14 protein-coding genes are annotated in these 17,212 nt (G+C 58.9%); all 14 read left to right on the top strand.

The window, feature by feature from the left end:
• Positions 1 to 349: 349 nt before the first annotated feature.
• The 14 genes from epsF (at position 350) to HY836_RS12470 (ending at position 17,148) form a co-directional block, all read left to right on the top strand.
• Complete coding sequence (gene epsF, locus HY836_RS12535; RefSeq protein WP_290676490.1) at positions 350 to 1,774, top strand: chain length determinant protein EpsF; 1,425 nt, start codon at positions 350 to 352, stop codon at positions 1,772 to 1,774.
• Between the two features lie 95 nt (positions 1,775 to 1,869).
• Positions 1,870 to 2,715: a polysaccharide biosynthesis tyrosine autokinase gene (locus HY836_RS12530; RefSeq protein ID WP_290676489.1), complete on the top strand. Its 846-nt coding sequence runs from the start codon at positions 1,870 to 1,872 to the stop codon at positions 2,713 to 2,715.
• A gap of 22 nt (positions 2,716 to 2,737) precedes the next feature.
• On the top strand, positions 2,738 to 3,445 hold the full coding sequence (epsI, locus tag HY836_RS12525; protein WP_290676488.1) for an exosortase-associated protein EpsI, B-type: 708 nt from the start codon (positions 2,738 to 2,740) through the stop codon (positions 3,443 to 3,445).
• Complete coding sequence (locus HY836_RS12520; RefSeq protein ID WP_290676487.1) at positions 3,442 to 4,980, top strand: hypothetical protein; 1,539 nt, start codon at positions 3,442 to 3,444, stop codon at positions 4,978 to 4,980. The genes epsI and HY836_RS12520 overlap by 4 nt, the downstream gene beginning before the upstream one ends.
• 4 nt (positions 4,981 to 4,984) lie before the next feature.
• Positions 4,985 to 6,538, top strand: a complete 1,554-nt coding sequence (locus tag HY836_RS12515; protein WP_290676486.1) for a hypothetical protein — start codon at positions 4,985 to 4,987, stop codon at positions 6,536 to 6,538.
• Between the two features lie 61 nt (positions 6,539 to 6,599).
• Positions 6,600 to 7,616, top strand: coding sequence for a nitroreductase family protein (locus HY836_RS12510; RefSeq protein ID WP_290676485.1), 1,017 nt, complete (start codon positions 6,600 to 6,602; stop codon positions 7,614 to 7,616).
• Complete coding sequence (locus HY836_RS12505; RefSeq protein WP_290676484.1) at positions 7,613 to 8,137, top strand: serine O-acetyltransferase; 525 nt, start codon at positions 7,613 to 7,615, stop codon at positions 8,135 to 8,137. The genes HY836_RS12510 and HY836_RS12505 overlap by 4 nt, the downstream gene beginning before the upstream one ends.
• Positions 8,137 to 9,369 (top strand): polysaccharide pyruvyl transferase family protein, encoded by a 1,233-nt coding sequence (locus HY836_RS12500; protein ID WP_290676483.1) that lies wholly within the window; start codon positions 8,137 to 8,139, stop codon positions 9,367 to 9,369. Before HY836_RS12505 ends, HY836_RS12500 begins: the two co-directional genes overlap by 1 nt.
• Positions 9,366 to 10,406, top strand: coding sequence for a glycosyltransferase (locus tag HY836_RS12495; RefSeq protein WP_290676482.1), 1,041 nt, complete (start codon positions 9,366 to 9,368; stop codon positions 10,404 to 10,406). The genes HY836_RS12500 and HY836_RS12495 overlap by 4 nt, the downstream gene beginning before the upstream one ends.
• Positions 10,407 to 10,457: 51 nt before the next feature.
• A complete protein-coding gene (locus HY836_RS12490) occupies positions 10,458 to 12,584 on the top strand; it encodes a hypothetical protein (protein WP_290676481.1) in 2,127 nt (708 codons plus the stop codon).
• Between the two features lie 7 nt (positions 12,585 to 12,591).
• Complete coding sequence (locus HY836_RS12485) at positions 12,592 to 13,377, top strand: WecB/TagA/CpsF family glycosyltransferase (RefSeq protein ID WP_290676480.1); 786 nt, start codon at positions 12,592 to 12,594, stop codon at positions 13,375 to 13,377.
• Between the two features lie 8 nt (positions 13,378 to 13,385).
• A complete protein-coding gene (locus tag HY836_RS12480; protein WP_290676479.1) occupies positions 13,386 to 14,516 on the top strand; it encodes a glycosyltransferase family 4 protein in 1,131 nt (376 codons plus the stop codon).
• On the top strand, positions 14,513 to 16,174 hold the full coding sequence (locus tag HY836_RS12475) for a GMC family oxidoreductase (RefSeq protein ID WP_290676478.1): 1,662 nt from the start codon (positions 14,513 to 14,515) through the stop codon (positions 16,172 to 16,174). The genes HY836_RS12480 and HY836_RS12475 overlap by 4 nt, the downstream gene beginning before the upstream one ends.
• Positions 16,171 to 17,148 carry an NAD(P)-dependent oxidoreductase gene (locus HY836_RS12470; RefSeq protein ID WP_290676477.1) on the top strand — a complete coding sequence of 326 codons (978 nt, stop codon included), beginning with the start codon at positions 16,171 to 16,173 and terminating at the stop codon, positions 17,146 to 17,148. The genes HY836_RS12475 and HY836_RS12470 overlap by 4 nt, the downstream gene beginning before the upstream one ends.
• Positions 17,149 to 17,212: the final 64 nt, after the last annotated feature.

Genomic DNA, 17,212 nt, shown 5'->3' with positions numbered 1-17,212 from the left:
TGCCAGACCGCCCCACCATTTCATGACGAAATACACGGACTGCGCCGAACATGCAAAGTCTTGTTTCAACTACGCCGGTTTGCGTTCCAATTGCACTGGCAATTTTGGTCAGACCGCAGGAGAGTAGCCGAGCCATGTACGCACAAAGCGTCATGCTTGTAACAATACGCAACACCCCTCAGCTTAGGGGGCGGGTTTCCGACTAATGTAAGAGACCATATACGTTCCTGAGGCGAACGCAACTGGGGCATTGACCAATTTGCCAGGCGAATTGGAACAATTCGTATATTGACGAGTCACACCCCCTTCGCGCCTCTCGATTGTCCGTTTGCATTCCACTGGATACTGCATGTCCATCAACCAGTTTCTTTCCATTCTCAAAGCTCGCTGGGGGCTGCTGGCCACTGTGCTGCTGCTGACAATTGTCACCACGGTTGCGCTCAGCCTGTATATGCCCAAGAAATACACGGCCGTGGCCACGATGGTCATCGACGTGAAGTCGCCTGACCCCGTAGCCGGCATGGTGCTGCAAGGCATGCTGGCCCCCGGGTACATGGCCACTCAGATGGACATCCTCAAGAGCGACCGGGTTGCGCTCAAAGCCATTCGCACCCTCAAGCTGGATCAAAACCCCCAATTGCACGAGCAATGGCGGGAAGAGGCTCAAGGCAGGGGCGAGTTTGACGACTGGATCGTCGACGTCGTCCAGAAGCCCCTGGATGTGATGCCGGGCAAGGAATCCAGCGTCATCAACATCAGCTACACCGCGACTCAGCCCGCTTTCGCTGCCGCGCTGGCCAACGCCTTCATGCAGGCCTATATCGACACCACGCTGGAGTTGCGTGTCGAACCCGCCAAGCGCTACACCACCATGTTCGACGCGCAAGCGAAGGTTTTTCGTGAGCGCCTGGAACAAGCCAGGGCGCGCCTGTCCCAGTACCAACAGGAGAACGGCCTGGTCATGGCCGACGAGCGCCTTGACGTCGAAACCAATCGCCTGAACGAGTTGTCCAACCAACTGGTCATGCTGCAAGCCGTATCGGCCGATTCCAACAGCCGGCAAGCCGCCGCCGTGGTCAATGGCGACCGGCTGCAGGAAGTCATCAACAACCCTGTGATTGCCAACCTCAAGGCAGACCTTTCCCGCCAGGAAGCTCGCCTCAAGGAGATCAGCAACAAGATGGGTGAAGCCCATCCCCAGGTCACCGAATTGCGCGCCAACATCAATGAGTTGCGCTTGCGCATTGATGGCGAAACCAAACGCATTGCCGCCTCGGTGGGCATCAACAATGCCATCAACCAGTCACGCGAGTCACAACTGAAAGCAGCCTTGGCCCAACAGCGCCAGCGTCTGCTGGAGATCAAGCAACAGCGCGACCAGGCCGCGCTCTACCTGCAAGACGTGGAAAACGCTCAACGTGCCTACGACGCCATCCAGACCCGCCTGAGCCAGGCCACCATCGAGAGCCAGGCCAACCAGACCAATGTGTCCATCCTGAAGGCAGCCTCGGCACCGGCGGACCCATCCTCACCCAAGGTGTTCCTGAACATTGCCCTGTCCGTCCTGCTGGGGGGGATGTTGGCCGTGGGCTGCGCACTGGCTGTCGAACTGTCTGATCGTCGCATCAGAACGGGTTCGGACATTGCATTGGGCATGGACACCATCTTGCTGGGCGAGCTGCAACCGACGGACGCCAAGATTGGCAGGGCCACCGCCATGATCACGAGGCTGACAGGCCCCAAGACGCCCCTTCTGGAGCGCCCGACAAGCTAAGGTGCCTGGTGTCAATTCAACACCAGCACCGTTCGCACACCAGGCCCAAGCCCCACAAGACGCAGCCAGTCAAACTCGAAAGCATGAACTACCCCATGTCGGACCTTCCAGACCGCGCCATTGGCGACATCATCCGGGACACCAAAAACCTCTCGCCGGAGCAGGTTGAACTGGTGCTGGAATACCAACGGCAGCACAACGTCAAATTTGGCGAGGCGTGTGTCGAGCTGGGGCTGGCCCGCAGGCAGGACGTGATCTGGGCACTGTCCCAGCAATTTCACTACCCTTATGCGGGTGGCATGCAAGGCCGGCTCAGTAACGAATTGACCGTGGCCAATGACCCGTTCAGCCCGGATGCAGAGACCTTCCGGGACCTGCGCTCGCAACTGATCAGCAACCTGGCCGCCCCTGGCGAGCCCAAACGGGCACTGGCCATCCTCAGCAACGACGTGGGGGATGGCAAGAGTTACTTCGCGGCCAACCTGGCGGTGGCGTTCAGCCAGTTGGGCAGCCGCACGCTGCTGATCGATGCGGATTTGCGCACCCCTCGCCAGCATGCCATCTTCAACGTGGAAGGCAACCACGGCCTGAGTGGCGTGCTGTCTGGCCGCCAGGAAACCAATGTCATCCGCCCCAGCGACTACCTGCCCACGCTCTACCTGTTGCCAGTGGGCACAACGCCGCCCAACCCGCTGGAGCTGGTGCAACGCCCCGTTTTCGAGGCGCTGTTAGGTGAGTTGCTGAGCAAATTCGATTATGTGATCGTGGACACCCCGGCCGTTGCGCACGGTGCGGATGCGGGCGTGATCGCCGCAAAATGTGGCGCATCACTGGCCATTGCGCGCAAGAACGTTTCTCGCCATGACCAGCTCAAGAAGTTGGTGCAGAAGCTCTCACGCAAACCCAGCAAGTTCTTTGGTGTGGTTCTGAACAACCGCTGAAGCGACCAACCAGACGCACGACATGCAGCAGACCCTCACAGCCAAGGCACCATCTCAACGGATCAAGACCATCGTGCTGGTGCTCGGCATGGGCCTGGCCGCATTTCTGGGAAGCAACTGGAAGCCGACCAACATGCTGGCGGACACCTTGCGCCCGATCCACTTCAAGCAAGACATCCCGGATGCCTTCGGTGCATGGCAAAACGATCGCGGCATGGACCACATCGTGCCAGACCCCACCCAGCAGGCGTTTCTCAACAAGCTCTACAACGACACCGTCACCAAAACCTACATGAACAGCGCTGGCCAGCGCATCATGTTCTCGGCCGCCTACGGCAAGCTGCAGGCCGATGACACCCTGCAGTTGCACAACCCTGAGATCTGCTATTCGGCCCAAGGCTTCGCCATCTCAGGCCTGCGCCCGGCCACCATCACAGTGGCGGGCAAGGCCCATTCAGTGCACCAGATGCTGGCCAAGACGGCCAACCGCCCAGAAGTCGTCACCTACTGGATCGTGGTGGGCGAAAAAAGCGCCAACACGCGCACACAGCAAAAACTCGTTCGCCTGAAATACGCGATGCAGGGCTATTTGTCTGATGGCTTGCTCATGCGCGTCTCCAGCATCGACACCGATCCGGATCGCGCCTTCAAGCTGCACGCCCAATTTGCCAACGATCTCGCCGCCCAGATGAACGAGCCAGCCCGGATCCGCTACTTCGGTCAGCCATGATCCTTGCGTTCTCCAAGACCCTTTCTGCTGCAGGCCCCCAAAACAGCCCCTTGACGCGCTGGATCATCGCAGCCTTCATCTTTCTGGCCCTGCTGTCAGGCCTGATTGCCACCACCGGCGCCAACAAGGTGACGTTTGGCATGATCGGCGTGGTGGGCGCCTTGTTCATTGCGGCCATCCCCCCCGCCAGAATGGTGCCCATCCTGGCCATCATTTGTTTTCTGGTCATCGGGCAGCTGGAGTACTTCCTGCGCATCAAACAAGGGTTGTGGATCCCCTATGCGCTTGCCGTCTTTCTGTATTTCAGGCTGCCTGGTGCTTATCTGCAATCGCCACAGTATCAATACAGACAGATCAACACACCGTTTATCCTGTTGGTTCTCAGCTTCTTGGTTTGTGTCGCCATATCGATCATCCTGAATGCGCCCTCCCCGCTGCAGGCCATTGCAGGCGGCAAGAACTACACCATCATGTGGGCCATCTATCTGGCCACAGCTTACTTCGCGATCAAGATCGACGACGTTGAAAAAGTCCTGCGTTGGTTGATCCCTCTGGCCTTTCTGCAGTTGCCATTCATTCTGTACCAATACCTGGTCGTGGCGGCCAATCGCAGCACACGAGGTGGGCGCTTTGGCGTGGCTTGGGACGCGATTGTGGGCAGTTTTGGCGGGGACCCCATGGCCGGCGGGGCAAGTGGGTCGATGGCCTATTTTCTAGTTGCCGCTGTGGTTTATGCCTTCGCGTTATGCCGAAAAAAGCAAGCGCCATGGTGGATTTTCTATGCCGTCTTTGGCATTGCCGGACTCAGTATCGGATTGGCTGAAGTCAAGGTTGTGGTGCTGCTGCTTCCTTTGGGATTTGGCGTATTGCTGTTGCCAGACATGGCCAAACGCCCGCTGTTTACCGTCGGCGCCTTTGTGTGTAGCCTTTTTTTAATGGTCGGGCTGCTGATGCTCTACGACCATTTGCATTACGCAGGAACAGGTCTGGAATCCAAGGATCTGGGCGATCTTTACATCAAAACATTCGGATATAGCACCGACGGCGGCATGATCAATTTCGAAACAGGTGAAATGGGTCGAACTGCAGCCTTGAGTTTCTGGACTACAGAAAGCTGGGGGCGTGATGCGCTTCATGGCCTGCTTGGCTTCTCTCCTGGTGCCAGCCGCAGCGACAGCATTTTGGCCATTGGCGAACTAGCAAAAAAATATCCGTTCCGACTGGACAGATCTACTGCAGCGCAGATGCTGTGGGAAATTGGTGCGCTTGGCTCTGCTCTGTTCGTGCTAACGATACTGACTGGAGCCTACAGAGCATTCAAAGCAAGCCTGCGCTACCATGATTTGCCACTTCGCCAAGCCACACTACAAGCTACCAGCGCCATGCTGTTGATGAACATCGTGATGTGGCCCTACGGGAGAGAACTCCTCGAAGTGCCCGCTCAAACCTTCACTTTGATGCTTTGCCTTGGTTACGTCGCCCAAGTCGATATCCTGCAGAAGCTCGACCAGATAAAACGCACAAGAGGTCACTGAGGGCATGACCCAAGAAGCTTACTCACAGTCCCAGGTCAAGCGGGGATTGATTCATTTCCTTGGTGGGAAGACGTTCACGGCGGTCGTCGGATTCTTGCTCCTGCTGACGCTCGTGCGTCTGTTGCCCAGAGCCGAATACGGGACTTACATTGCACTCACGGCCCTGCTGGAAATCGTCCAACTGTCCAGCAATTTCGGGTCCATCAATGCAGCGTTTCGATACATCCCTGAGTTACGCATAGGCCAACATGGCGCAGCGCTCCAGCGCTTGACCTGGCAACTCACTGCGTTCCGGCTGGTGACGCTGGCGTTGGCCGTGGCGCTGCTGCACACGTTTGCCGGCACGGTTGCCATGTGGCTGGATTTACCAGCCATGGTGCCAGCCATTCGCCTCTACGGGCTGGTCATCCTGTCCGAAGGGCTGGCGCGCTTCCTGGACGTCGTTTTCGACTCTTTGCTGTTGCAGGGTTATGCACAAATCTCCATCCTGATTCGCAACGGCCTGCGACTGGCCGCAGCGGCCTACCTGCTCAGTACCACTGGCCACGCGCAAAATCTGGACTTGCTGCACTGGATTGTGGTTGAAGCCGGGGCCAGTTGCCTAGGTGCGTTGGTGTCCATCTTCTTGCTGCACGCCTATTTGACACGCCTGGAACGCGAACCCGCCGGCCAACACCAGGCACAACACGACATCACCTTTGCGCGAATTCGCGCCTTTGCGCTGCCCACCTTCGGCGCCCAGGTTCTCGGCCTGGCACAAGGCCCCGACGCAGCCAAGTTGCTCATTACCAAACTGGCCAGTGCAGCCCAAACTGGTGCATTCGGCTTCGCGGCCATGCTCAATGCCATGCTCCAGCGCTACCTGCCGGTGTTCCTGTTGATTGGCATGGTTCGCCCTGTGTTCGTTGCCGCCAGGCAAAATGGTCGATCACCCGAAGATCTCGTGGCCATGGGCAACTTGCTCTTCAAAGTCAACGTTTTTTTCCTCAGCCCCTTCATCGCCATCCTGTTGATGGCGGGCAATGATGTGGCCAGATTGCTGTCCGGCGGGAAATTTCCTGACTCTGGCAACTACATGATGATGCTGGTCGTGCTGCTGGTGTTTCAAACCTTGCACGCCGTGCTGGGCCTGCTCGCACTGGTGGCGGAGGAAAGCCGCGCCAGCCTGCGAGGCACAATTGGAGGTTTGATGGGCCTTGGACTGAGTCTTGCATCTGCACAATGGCTTGGCCCAATGGCCATTTGCGGAGGTTTGATCTTGAGTGAAATGATCTGGTGCCTGATCATGAACCGCGCGCTGAAACGCCACGACTTGGCCTTCACCACCCAGATTCTCAGCCTGCTGAAGATGGCTGCTTCTGCTGGCGCTGGCGCTGCCACGATGCCACTCGTACGCCAACTGTTCCCAGCAGACCCGCCCTCATTGTTATGCTTAATGACAATGTCTTTGGCATGTGGTCTGACCTTTCTCGTCGTCGCCTGGATCCTGAAACCTTTCGAAAAGCAGGAGAGCGCACTCATCAACAAGGCGCTCCCCCGCCCGCTATTTGCCTGGTAGTCCGATCATGAACGCTAGTCTCGGCGCCCCTACATCCCTGAAAAGCCGATTGAAACAGGCCATGCAAGCGCGCCCAGCCATCTGGGGGCGTTACTGGCGCGCCAAGCAGGAACTCAAACGCCTGGCCATGCTGCGCTATTTCCTGCACGACATCCGGCACACCTATCGCTTCATGTTCTGGCCCTGGGCGCAACGCGAGGCCTGGGCGCTGAGTGCCGAACTGCTGTTTCAGTATCACAAGCTGGAGAAGGGCCTGGTCATGCCGGGTACGCCCAGGCTCTTTGGCCTGGAGCCGGCCGCTTCGGTCATGAATCTGCTCGATCGCTGGGTTCGCGCCAATTTGCCTCGACAGGATCAGGTGTTCCTGGGCGCCATCGAAACCCTGCGCTGCTATCTCGCGCGGATCAACGAGCGCCAACTGGATCCTCGGCAAGTGATTGCACCCCAGCTTGCGCAATTCCTTCAGCGCTTCGATGACGTGCCGGCGCAAGCACACCTGAGCACACCGTACCAACCAGCACTGCCCGCCGAGGTCAGCGAAGACCTGCTGGGCACGACCTTTGATGCCCTGGCCAATGTGCGTCGCAGCGTGCGTGACTTCAAGCCTGACCCCGTCTCATCGGATGTATTGGCACACGCGGTATCCCTGGCGCAACTGTCGCCATCCGCCTGCAACCGCCAACCCTGTGCCGTGATCCTGGTTGATGACCCCAAGAAGCGCAAGCAATTGCTGGATCTTCAAAATGGCAACAAGGGTTTCGGGCATCTGGCCCCGCACATTGCCGTCATCACGGCAGACGAGCGAGGCTTCTTCGATGCCTCCGAGCGACACGAACCCTACATTGACGGCGGGCTGTTCGCCATGAGCCTGATACTGGCACTGCGCGCCCATGGCGTGGGCAGTTGCTGCCTGAACTGGTGTGTCCCCCCTGCTTTGGACAAAGCTGCGCATGAGGTCCTGGGGCTTCATCCAGCCCGTCGCATCATCATGCTCATTGCCGTTGGTTATCCTCAAGAAAATGGTGTCGTGGCGCGCTCTCCCCGACGGAGTACCTCGGACATCCTCACGCACATATGAAGAACCTTGCTTTTCTTGAAGACCTCAGGGTGGCACAAGAAGGCTTGCTGTCTCTGGGCTTCTGGGCATTGCAGGTCTACCGATTTGGCCACCTGCGCTATCGTTTCAACAGCAAACTGATTCGCATTCCCCTGGGCGTGATCCACCTGTTCCTGGCCAAATGGGCAGAAATGCTGTTCGGTGCCACCATTGGCGTGTCAGCCAAAATCGGCCGCAGACTGGTCATCGAACACTCCGGTGCCATCGTGATTCATGGCAACGCCGTGCTCGGCGACGACTGCATCGTGCGCCAAGGGGTGACCATCGGCAACAGGCATCTGAACACCCCTTTTGATGCCCCCGTCATTGGCAACCGCGTCAACATCGGTGCTGGCGCCAAGATTCTGGGCAAGGTGCACATTGGCGACGATGTACAGATTGGCGCCAACGCCGTGGTGCTCAAAGACATCCCGGCCGGCTGCATCGCCGTTGGCGTGCCCGCCCGCATCATTTCCACAAAAAATACCGGAGCCACTTCCTGATGAAGTTCTTTTTCGCCGGCCAAAACAATTTTGGCAATCGTGGTTGCGAAGCCTTGATTCGCTCGACTTCCTGGATGATCCGTCAGCGCATCCCTGACGCCAGCTTCCTGTGCCCGTCGTATGACATCCAGGCAGACCAGGCCCAATGGCCCACCTCCGCACAGATGGGTATCGAGTTTGTGGATGCGCCCCCGTTCCCGACAGCGGTCAAGTGGTGGTCGCGCGCCACGCGCGTCCTGCCGCCCCTGGAGGAACGCACACGCCCGAGCTTTTCGTTGGGTGCCAAGCAAGTGCAACAGTTTCGCCAATGCCAAGGCCTGATCATGACGGGTGGCGACGTGATTTCGCTGGACTACGGTGTACCCTCTTTGTACGAGTGGTCTGGCCTCGTCGACAACGCGCGGGAGATGGGCCTCAAAACCATCTTGTGGGCAGCCTCCGTTGGCCCCTTCACCAAGAAGCCTGGCGTGGAACGCTTCATGGTCAAACACCTGGCCGCCTACGATGCCATCACGGTTCGTGAAACTGAGTCGCTTAGGTATCTACAGCAGCAGTTGGGATTGAAAAACGTCAGCCTGGTCGCCGACCCTGCCTTCAATCTGCAGCCCGAGGCCTTCGACGTCAGCCAGCTGATCGATGGCGACGGCCAGGACGTGGTCGGCCTGAACGTGAGCCCACTGATCCGAGGCTTTCGCGAAAGCGAAGAATCCAAGCAACAGCTTGACCGCGAAGTCGTCGCCTTCATCCGCGACGTGGTAAGCAAGCGCAATTTGCGCGTGCTGCTCTTGCCTCATGTGGACCCGCTGGACAACTCGGTGTTCAACTCGGACAGCCATTACATGCGCGGATTGTTGAACCAGGTTGCCGATCTGAGCGACCGCGTGCGCATGGCCCCCAACAAACTCAATGCGGGCCAACTGAAGCACCTGTTGTCGAAGATGCGCTATTTCATGGGCGCACGCACACACGCCACCATTGGCGCCATCTCCATGAGCGTGCCTACCTTGTCCATTGCCTACAGCGTCAAAGCCAAGGGCATCAACAAGGACCTGTTCGGTGACCTGCGCTACGTGTTGGAAACGCCGAAGGTCACCAGCACCACCTTGATGGAAGGCCTGGACTTGCTGATCCACGATGAGCCAGCAATCAAGTCACTGCTTGCAGACAAGCTTCCAGAGTGGAGATCTAGGGCATTCGGCTCCGTAGATCGCCTTCAGGAGGTGATGCGATGAACAAGAGAGTGTCGGTGATCATCAAGGCGCTCAACGAAGAAGCCAAGATCGCAGCCACTATTGAAAGTGCATTGGCCGCCGTTGCTGCGTTGAATGGCGAAGTCATCCTAGCCGATTCATTGTCAACCGACCGTACTGTTGAAATCGCTCAACGCTACCCGATCAAAATTGCGCAACTTACGCGCGCTGAAGACAGAAGCTGTGGCGTGGGTGCGCAACTGGGTTATCAGTACGCAGAAGGGGAGTACCTCTACGTGCTGGATGGTGACATGCAAATGCGACAAGGTTTCCTGGAGAAGGCCATCGAACTGATGAGCAAAGAACCTGACATCGCAGGAGTAGGAGGTCGACTAGTAGAACGCAATACCGACAGTCTAGAGTTTCAAGCCAGATTAGCTCGCGCACCAGTCAACATGCAGCCAGGCCCCGTGGATCGATTGGACGGAGGTGGCCTCTATCGCCGGAGTGCAATTGAGCAGGTTGGGTATTTGACAAATCGCAACCTGCATTCGTATGAGGAACTGGACTTGGCCATTCGACTACGCAGTGCAGGGTACAAACTTGTTCGCATTCCTGTTGATGCCGTTGACCACTTCGGCCACACCATAGATGCGTTTGCGCTGTTGAAGCGGCGATGGCGCAGCCGTTACATCTTCGGAATTGGAGAAATTGTTCGAGCCAGCCTGGGCAAGCCACACCAAAAGCTACTGCTCAAAGACTTGCGCGAGTTGCGCGTCTATCTCATCGCAACATGCTGGATCTTGACGACGCTGCTGCTGAGCTTGATGGCAATCATGGGGAACTTGCACTGGTGGGGCCCACTATGCTTGGCTGTAACACCACTTATCTTAATGAGCACGAAACGTCGCAGCTTTAGGCTTGGTATCTATGCCATTACGTCTTGGATCGTCCATGCCGCAGCCTTGTTCCGTGGATTGTGGTCGCAACAGCTTCCCCCTTCAACGCCCATACCTTCCGTACTAAGGGTGCAGAATAGCGCAACGCACACTGCCCTTGATCCCCACGTACGTCGGTAAAGAACAGATAAAGCCGTTCATCACATGAGGGCCCCAACTAGAACTGTTCGCTTGCTTGCTACCCTGCTATGCACCATCGCGCTGCACGGATCGGCCTCCACAGCAGGCGTGGAGACTGTGCAATGGGCAACCGTGCAGGACACCAACCTGGAAATCGCACCGGGCAGCCCCCTGGATTTCAGCGCATGGACGACGCAGGCGCAAGACCCTTCCGGGCACGCACGCATGCATTGCGCCTCCTTGGCCTGGAGCCCAGCCACCGGCGGCTTTCCAGATCACCAGACCGCCAGCCGGTATGCGCAGCAGTTGAAGCGTCACGGCTACAACGTCGTGCGCTTTCACTATGTCGAGGCCACGCTGATGGCCAAGCGGGACGAGGACTTCGACTTTGATCCCCAGCAACTGGACAACTGGCTTTTCTTCCTGGCCGAACTCAAGCGCCTGGGTGTGAATTGGGTATTCGATGCCCTGAGTTCCGACAACGGCGCACTGGGTGGCGTGTATCCGCACCGGTGGGTCAAAAAGCACAAGCTCAAGGAACAGGTCTACCTGAACGAACGGGCCCAGCAGCATTGGCGGGAGCTGAACCGCCGGCTGCTGACCATGGTCAACCCCTATACCAAGGTCAAGGTGATCGCGGATCCGGCCTTGCTGGGCATCATCCTCGTTAACGAAAACGGCTTGAACTACCTGGCCACCACGCGGCAACGCTGGCCGGATGGCCTGGACACGGCCTTCAATGCCTGGCTCAAACAGCAAGGCCTCAACAATGATGGGTTGGCCAGGAAATGGAAAGCCAGCAAGGATGCCAGCGACGACCTGGATCTGAATGCCGTGAGCCTGCCCCAAGGGCCCAAGGTGACGGGCGCCAAGGCGGCTGATGCGCAACGCTTCATGAGCGAACTGGAAGGCAAGACAGCCGCCTGGATGAGCGAGTACCTGCGTTCGCTGGGTTTCAAGGGCTGGATCACGTCATACAACAACTGGCCGGCGTTTCAGACCAGTGTCAGCCGCTCGGCCTTTGACTGGGTGGACATGCACGCCTACCACGACGAGTCGTTCGCGTGGTCGCCAGGCACCTCGATCCAGCAAACCAGCTCGCTGGGCGATGGTGTTCGCTATGCGCGCTGGCTGGCCATGACGCGGCAAAAAGGCAAGGCGTTTTCCGTCACGGAATACGGCCAACCATTCTGGAATCAATACCGCTATGAAGCGGGCTTGACCGTGCCAGCGATGGCGCGCCTGCAAGGGTGGAACTTTGCGTGCCTGCACGCGTCTGGCGCCATCGATCTGAGCAGTACCGAAACGTTCTTGTTCAAACGTCAGATCCTGCCCTATGGCGTGGGCCTGGACCCGATCGCCCGCGCAGGCGAAACGCTGGCCGCCGCGATCATGATGCGTGGCGATCTGCGGCCTTTCGATAAAGGGCTGACCTTGCCTTTGTCCAGGCAAGCTGCATTCGACTCGGGCGGCAATGGCCTCCCACCTGATGACATCAGCTACCTGGCCTGGTTGACACGGGTCGATTTGGCCATCACCCACAACGAATCTGCCGACAACAGCCTGCTGCCCCCCTTGACGAAGTGGTCGGCCATCCCGCGCTTGAGCAACCATGTGGCCCTGCTCAAGCGAAAAGGGCTGCTGCCCGGCGACAACCTGAGCGATGTCGACAAGGGCATCTACCAGTCGGGCACAGGAGAAGTGACGCTCGACACCCACAAGGACCAGTTCGCCGTCAACAGCCCACGCACCGAAGCCCTGGCTGCACGCAAACTGACTGCGCCGATCAAGCTCGGCAGCCTGACCGTTCGCCACTTGAGTGGCAGCGGCCTGCTCGGCTTGATATCGCTGGATGGGCTGGCGCTCAAAAGCAGCCAGAAAATCCTGATCGTGCTGGCATCCGATGCGGAAAACACAGGCATGAGTTTCAAGGACCCCGGCCGCAAACAATTGGAGGACCTTGGGAAATTGCCCGCCAGGCTGCGCAGAATCACGGCCAACCTCGATCTGGAAAGGGCAACCCCCTCAAATGGCGTGTTGACCTCACTACATTTGAATGGCGCCCTGGGCGACAATACGCCCTTGACGACGAAAACGGAAAAAGTCAGCGTGGCACTGGACAATTTCGCCGCCAGCCATGGCCCCACGACTTTTTTCTTGCTGACGTTCAATAAGTAAGCTGGACATGAACAAGGCACATCTGTTTGATATTGAATTTGATGCGGTAGACATGCGTGGCGCTGTCGACCGCGTATATGCCTTGGTCAACCGAAAGCAGTTTGCCTGCGACTACGTCGTCACGCCCAACATCGACCACGTGGTCAAGCTGGAAAAAGACCAGGCCTTTGCAGCAGCCTACAAGGATGCCGCCATGGTGGTGGCGGATGGCAAGCCACTGGTGCTGGCCTCATGGATTCTGGGGCGCTCGCTGCCAGAAACCGTGCCCGGTAGCGACCTCGTGCCTGCCGTGTTTGATGGGGCGGTGGAACGCCGCCAGGTGATCACCGTGTTCCTGTTTGGCGCTGGCCCTGGCGTCGCAGACAGCGCGGCCGAGTTGATCGCTGAACGCTGGGGAACGCACGTCAAGGTTGTCGGCACCTTGAGCCCGGATTTTGGATTCGAGAATGATCCGCAAGCCTGCGAACAGATCATGGCCCAGATCAACGCGACCCATCCGGACGTGCTGGTCATCGGTCTGGGCGCCCCCAAGCAGGAAATCTGGGTTCACAAATTCCAGAACCAGTTGAAGGTGGGTGTGGCGTTTTGTGTGGGCGCCACCATCGATTTTCTGGCGGGCGAGAAAAAACGTGCGCCCGACTGGGTGCAAATGCTGGCGCTGGAATGGGCTTATCGGATTTATCAAGAGCCCAAGCGGCTCACCGGTCGTTATGCCTATGACGCCTGGGCCTTCCCCCAGATATTCATGCGCGAAGTATTTTCCCGCCTCAAGGCCTCCCACCGTACCAAATAGGTTCCGATTTGAGCAAGCGCCAGCAGCCCTACATCTATCTGGCCTGCCCATGGGCTCCCATGGGTGGCGGCATGTACAAGGTGGTCGATTACTTGATCCAGGCCCAGACAGAGGGTGCCGGCACAGCTGATCTGCGCGTGCTGGACACCCGTGGTGGCGGGCGCGCCATCTTCTCGCCCCCCATCCTGATCCTGGCCATGTTCAAGGTCTTGTTCGGCCGCCTGAGCGGGCGGCTCGTTGGCCTGCATGTCAACATGGCCGAACGCCTGAGCCTGTTTCGCAAGGGTGCGCTGATCCTGCTGGCGCGTGCCCTGGGCCTGCCTGTGGTCCTGCACCTGCATGCCGCCCAGCTGCATCATTTCTATCGCGGCCTGCCTGGCCCACTTCAATGGCTGGTGAGATGGATTTTTGCATCGGCCAGCCTGGTGGTCGTGCTGGGTGAGCAGGCGCGTCGCTTCGTGATCGAAGAACTCGGCGTGCCAGCATCGCAGGTCGAAATCCTGATCAATGGCGTGCCCGGCAGCAAGGAGCCACGCCGGGCCTTTGACCCCAATGGCCCCTTCAACATCCTGTTCCTGGGCAACCTCATGGAGCGCAAGGGGGTGTCGGATCTGCTCAAGGCGCTGGCGTCTCCAGAGATGAAAGCGCGGCAATCGAAGTGGCATGCGCGCCTGGCGGGTGGTGGCGACGTCGAGCACTACCGGGCGCTGGCCAGGACGCTGGGCGTACCGGACAACACCGAATTCGTCGGTTGGGCAGATCAGGCCAAGGCGGCCAAGCTGATCGCCCATGCCGATGTGCTGATCCTGCCCTCGTACGACGAAGGGCTGCCACTGGTCATCCTGGAGGCACTGGCCAAAGGCGTGGCAGTGATTGCCACACCCGTCGGTGAGATCCCTGCCGTGCTGACCCACGGTGTCGATAACTGGTTCGTGCAACCGGGCGATGTGCAAGGGATCGCCAACGCGTTTTGCACCTTGATGGACAACCCGCCGCTGCGCATCACCCTGGAAACAGGTGGCGCAGACATCTACACGCGCAAGTTCTCCATGGACGTTTTCTTTCGCAACGTGGCTCGCATCCACCAGGAGCGTTTCGGCTTCTGTGCGTCGCAATCCGACCGGCAACAAACATCATGATCTCGAATGCGCGTGACGTGCCCCAAGGCACCAATCTGACGGCAGATGTGTGCATCGTGGGCGCCGGTGCGGCCGGGCTGGCCATGGCCATGGCCCTGCGTGAATCCGGACTGAAGGTGCTGCTGCTGGAGTCCGGTGGCGACAAGGACGACGAAGCGACGCAGGCGCTTTACGCAGGGGAAGTGGCGGACGAGCGCATGCACAGCCCGCCTGACAAATACCGCAAACGCGTCTTTGGCGGCTCGACCACGATCTGGGGTGGGCGCAGCATGCCGTTCAACCCCATCGATTTCGAAAAGCGCGAGCACATTGCCCACAGTGGCTGGCCCATCGGCTTTGATGATGTCGCCCCCTACTATCCGCGCGCCAACGAATTGATCGAAGCAGGCGACTTCGACTACAGCGCTCGATCCGCCTTGCCTGATGCACCGCCCGTCATCGAAGGCTTCCAGAGCAACACCATCCTGTGCGATCAACTGGAGCGTTTCAGTTGCCCGACCAACTTTGCTGCGCGCTACAGACACCGCCTGGCCGAGTGTCAGAACGTCGAGATCATGCTGCAGGCCAATGTGTGCCACATCCAGCTTGATGCCAGCGGGCAAACCGTACAGCATTTGGTCTGCGGCACGCTGGATGGCAAACGCTTTCAGGTGAGTGCAACGCGTTTTGTCCTGGCCACAGGTGGCATCGAGGTGGCGCGCCTGTTGCTGGCTTCACGCGACGTCATGACGACCGGGATTGGCAACCGCTTTGACCAGGTCGGCCGCTACTACATGTGCCACATTGCGGGCAACATCGGCAAGGTGGTCTTCAAAGGCAAGACATCGGCCATCCACCATGGTTATGACCTGTCAGCTGAGGGCGTGTACTGCCGACGCCGCTTCAGCATGCCGGCCGAGCTGCAACGTGAACTGGGCGTGGCCAACGTGATCGCCCGCCTGCACTTCCCGACCATCACCGATCCCGCCCACCGCAACGGTGTGCTGTCAGGCCTGTTCCTGGCCAAGAACTTCATCAGCTACGAATACGGCAAGCGCCTGCAATCGGGTGAGCGTGATTCGCTGGGCCGGTACGCCAGACATCTGTTGAACGTGATGACCGATCCGTTTGACACCACGGCCTTCCTGTTGCACTGGATCCGCTATCGCACGCTGTCGGAACGCAAGTTCCCGTCTGTCGTCTTGAAGAACAGAACCAATCTGTTCAGCCTGGATGTGCATGGCGAGCAGGCCCCCAATCCGGACAGCCGCATCACGCTGACCGCTGACAAGGATGCGCTGGGCATGCCACGCACGCGCGTTGACTGGCGCTACTCGGACATTGACATCGTGTCGGTGGACAAGATGCTCGCCCTGATGGCCAGCGAGTTCAAGCGCTGTGGTGTGGGTGAGCTGACCTATGACCCCAAGACCCTGGCGGATGACCTCACCATGTATGGCGCCTATGGTGGCCACCACATTGGTACAGCCCGCATGGGCACCGATGTGCGAACCAGCGTGGTGAACGCTGATGGCCGGCTGCATGACGTTGGCAACCTGTACGTTGCCAGTGCAGCCACCTTCCCGACATCCAGCCAGGCGAATCCGACCCTGACCATCGTCGCCCTGGCGCTGCGTCTCGCGGCCCACCTCAAGACCCTTGCACGCCAGGCATCATGACCATCAAAGTACTTGTTCTGGGCGCGACGGGTTTCATTGGCCACAAGGTCATGGAGCAGCTCCACGCGACTCAAGGCATCCAGCCTATTGCCGCCAGCCGCCAGGCCACATCCGTCAGAACGCCGCCTTGGCCAACCATCAGCGTCAATACGCTGGACGTCAAGCAGATGACACAGGCGCTGCAGGGTGTGGACGCGGTCGTGAACTGTGTGGCCGGTGATGCCAACACCATCCGGGAAGGCGCACGCATCCTGGCTCAAGCCTGCCAACAGCAACAAGTCCCCACGATCGTTCACCTGAGCTCGATGGCGGTCTATGGCTCGTCCATCGGCCCTATCCTGGAGTCCGCCCCCCTGCGACGTGACGGCGGCTGGTACGGCGAAGCCAAATGCGATGCAGAAGAGATCCTCGCGGGCCTGGACAACCAGACATGCCGCGTGGTCATCCTGCGGCCCGGCTGCGTCTATGGCCCCGGCAGCGACCAATGGGTTGGCCGTATCGCCAGGCTGCTCAAGAGCAGGCGCATCGGCGATCTGGGCGCGGCCGGTGATGGCTTCAGCAACCTGGTCCATGTGAACGACGTGGTTCAGGCCGTTGCCCACGCGGTTCAGCGCCCCCATGCAAGAGGCGCCTACAACCTCAGTTGCCCTGATGCACCCGACTGGAACGGCTACTTCGTGGCGCTTGCAAGGGGCTTGCAGTTCACCCCGGTCAAGCGCATCACCAGGCGACAGTTGAAGCTGGATTCCAAAGTACTGAGCATCGGCTTGAAGGTTCTGGAGATATTGGTGAGCAAACTCAAATTAAGGAGTGTGCATATTCCTGACCCTATTCCCCCTTCGCTCAGTCGACTATGGACGCAGGACATCAGATTGAATAGCAACAAAGCCAGCGCGCAACTGATCGACAACTGGACAAGCTTGAAGCAAGGTATTCAGTCCTCCGTCGATTGGGTAAAGCAAGATAAGCGGTAATACACCCCGAATCGGGTGTCCCCCCAATCAAGGGGAAGCCCGCACAGCAACACCGCGCTCGCGT

This window comes from Aquabacterium sp. (assembly GCF_016234775.1).
Lineage (GTDB): Bacteria > Pseudomonadota > Gammaproteobacteria > Burkholderiales > Burkholderiaceae_C > Aquabacterium.
This window is presented reverse-complemented; position numbering and strand designations above follow the sequence as displayed.

Excerpts from the sequence above, each read along its gene's own strand:
- epsF (WP_290676490.1), top strand. The coding sequence starts at position 350 with ATGTCCATCAACCAGTTTCTTTCCATTCTCAAAGCTCGCTGGGGGCTG.
- HY836_RS12530 (WP_290676489.1), top strand. The coding sequence starts at position 1,870 with ATGTCGGACCTTCCAGACCGCGCCATTGGCGACATCATCCGGGACACC.
- epsI (WP_290676488.1), top strand. The coding sequence starts at position 2,738 with ATGCAGCAGACCCTCACAGCCAAGGCACCATCTCAACGGATCAAGACC.
- HY836_RS12520 (WP_290676487.1), top strand. The coding sequence starts at position 3,442 with ATGATCCTTGCGTTCTCCAAGACCCTTTCTGCTGCAGGCCCCCAAAAC.
- HY836_RS12515 (WP_290676486.1), top strand. The coding sequence starts at position 4,985 with ATGACCCAAGAAGCTTACTCACAGTCCCAGGTCAAGCGGGGATTGATT.
- HY836_RS12510 (WP_290676485.1), top strand. The coding sequence starts at position 6,600 with ATGCAAGCGCGCCCAGCCATCTGGGGGCGTTACTGGCGCGCCAAGCAG.
- HY836_RS12505 (WP_290676484.1), top strand. The coding sequence starts at position 7,613 with ATGAAGAACCTTGCTTTTCTTGAAGACCTCAGGGTGGCACAAGAAGGC.
- HY836_RS12500 (WP_290676483.1), top strand. The coding sequence starts at position 8,137 with ATGAAGTTCTTTTTCGCCGGCCAAAACAATTTTGGCAATCGTGGTTGC.
- HY836_RS12495 (WP_290676482.1), top strand. The coding sequence starts at position 9,366 with ATGAACAAGAGAGTGTCGGTGATCATCAAGGCGCTCAACGAAGAAGCC.
- HY836_RS12485 (WP_290676480.1), top strand. The coding sequence starts at position 12,592 with ATGAACAAGGCACATCTGTTTGATATTGAATTTGATGCGGTAGACATG.
- HY836_RS12475 (WP_290676478.1), top strand. The coding sequence starts at position 14,513 with ATGATCTCGAATGCGCGTGACGTGCCCCAAGGCACCAATCTGACGGCA.
- HY836_RS12470 (WP_290676477.1), top strand. The coding sequence starts at position 16,171 with ATGACCATCAAAGTACTTGTTCTGGGCGCGACGGGTTTCATTGGCCAC.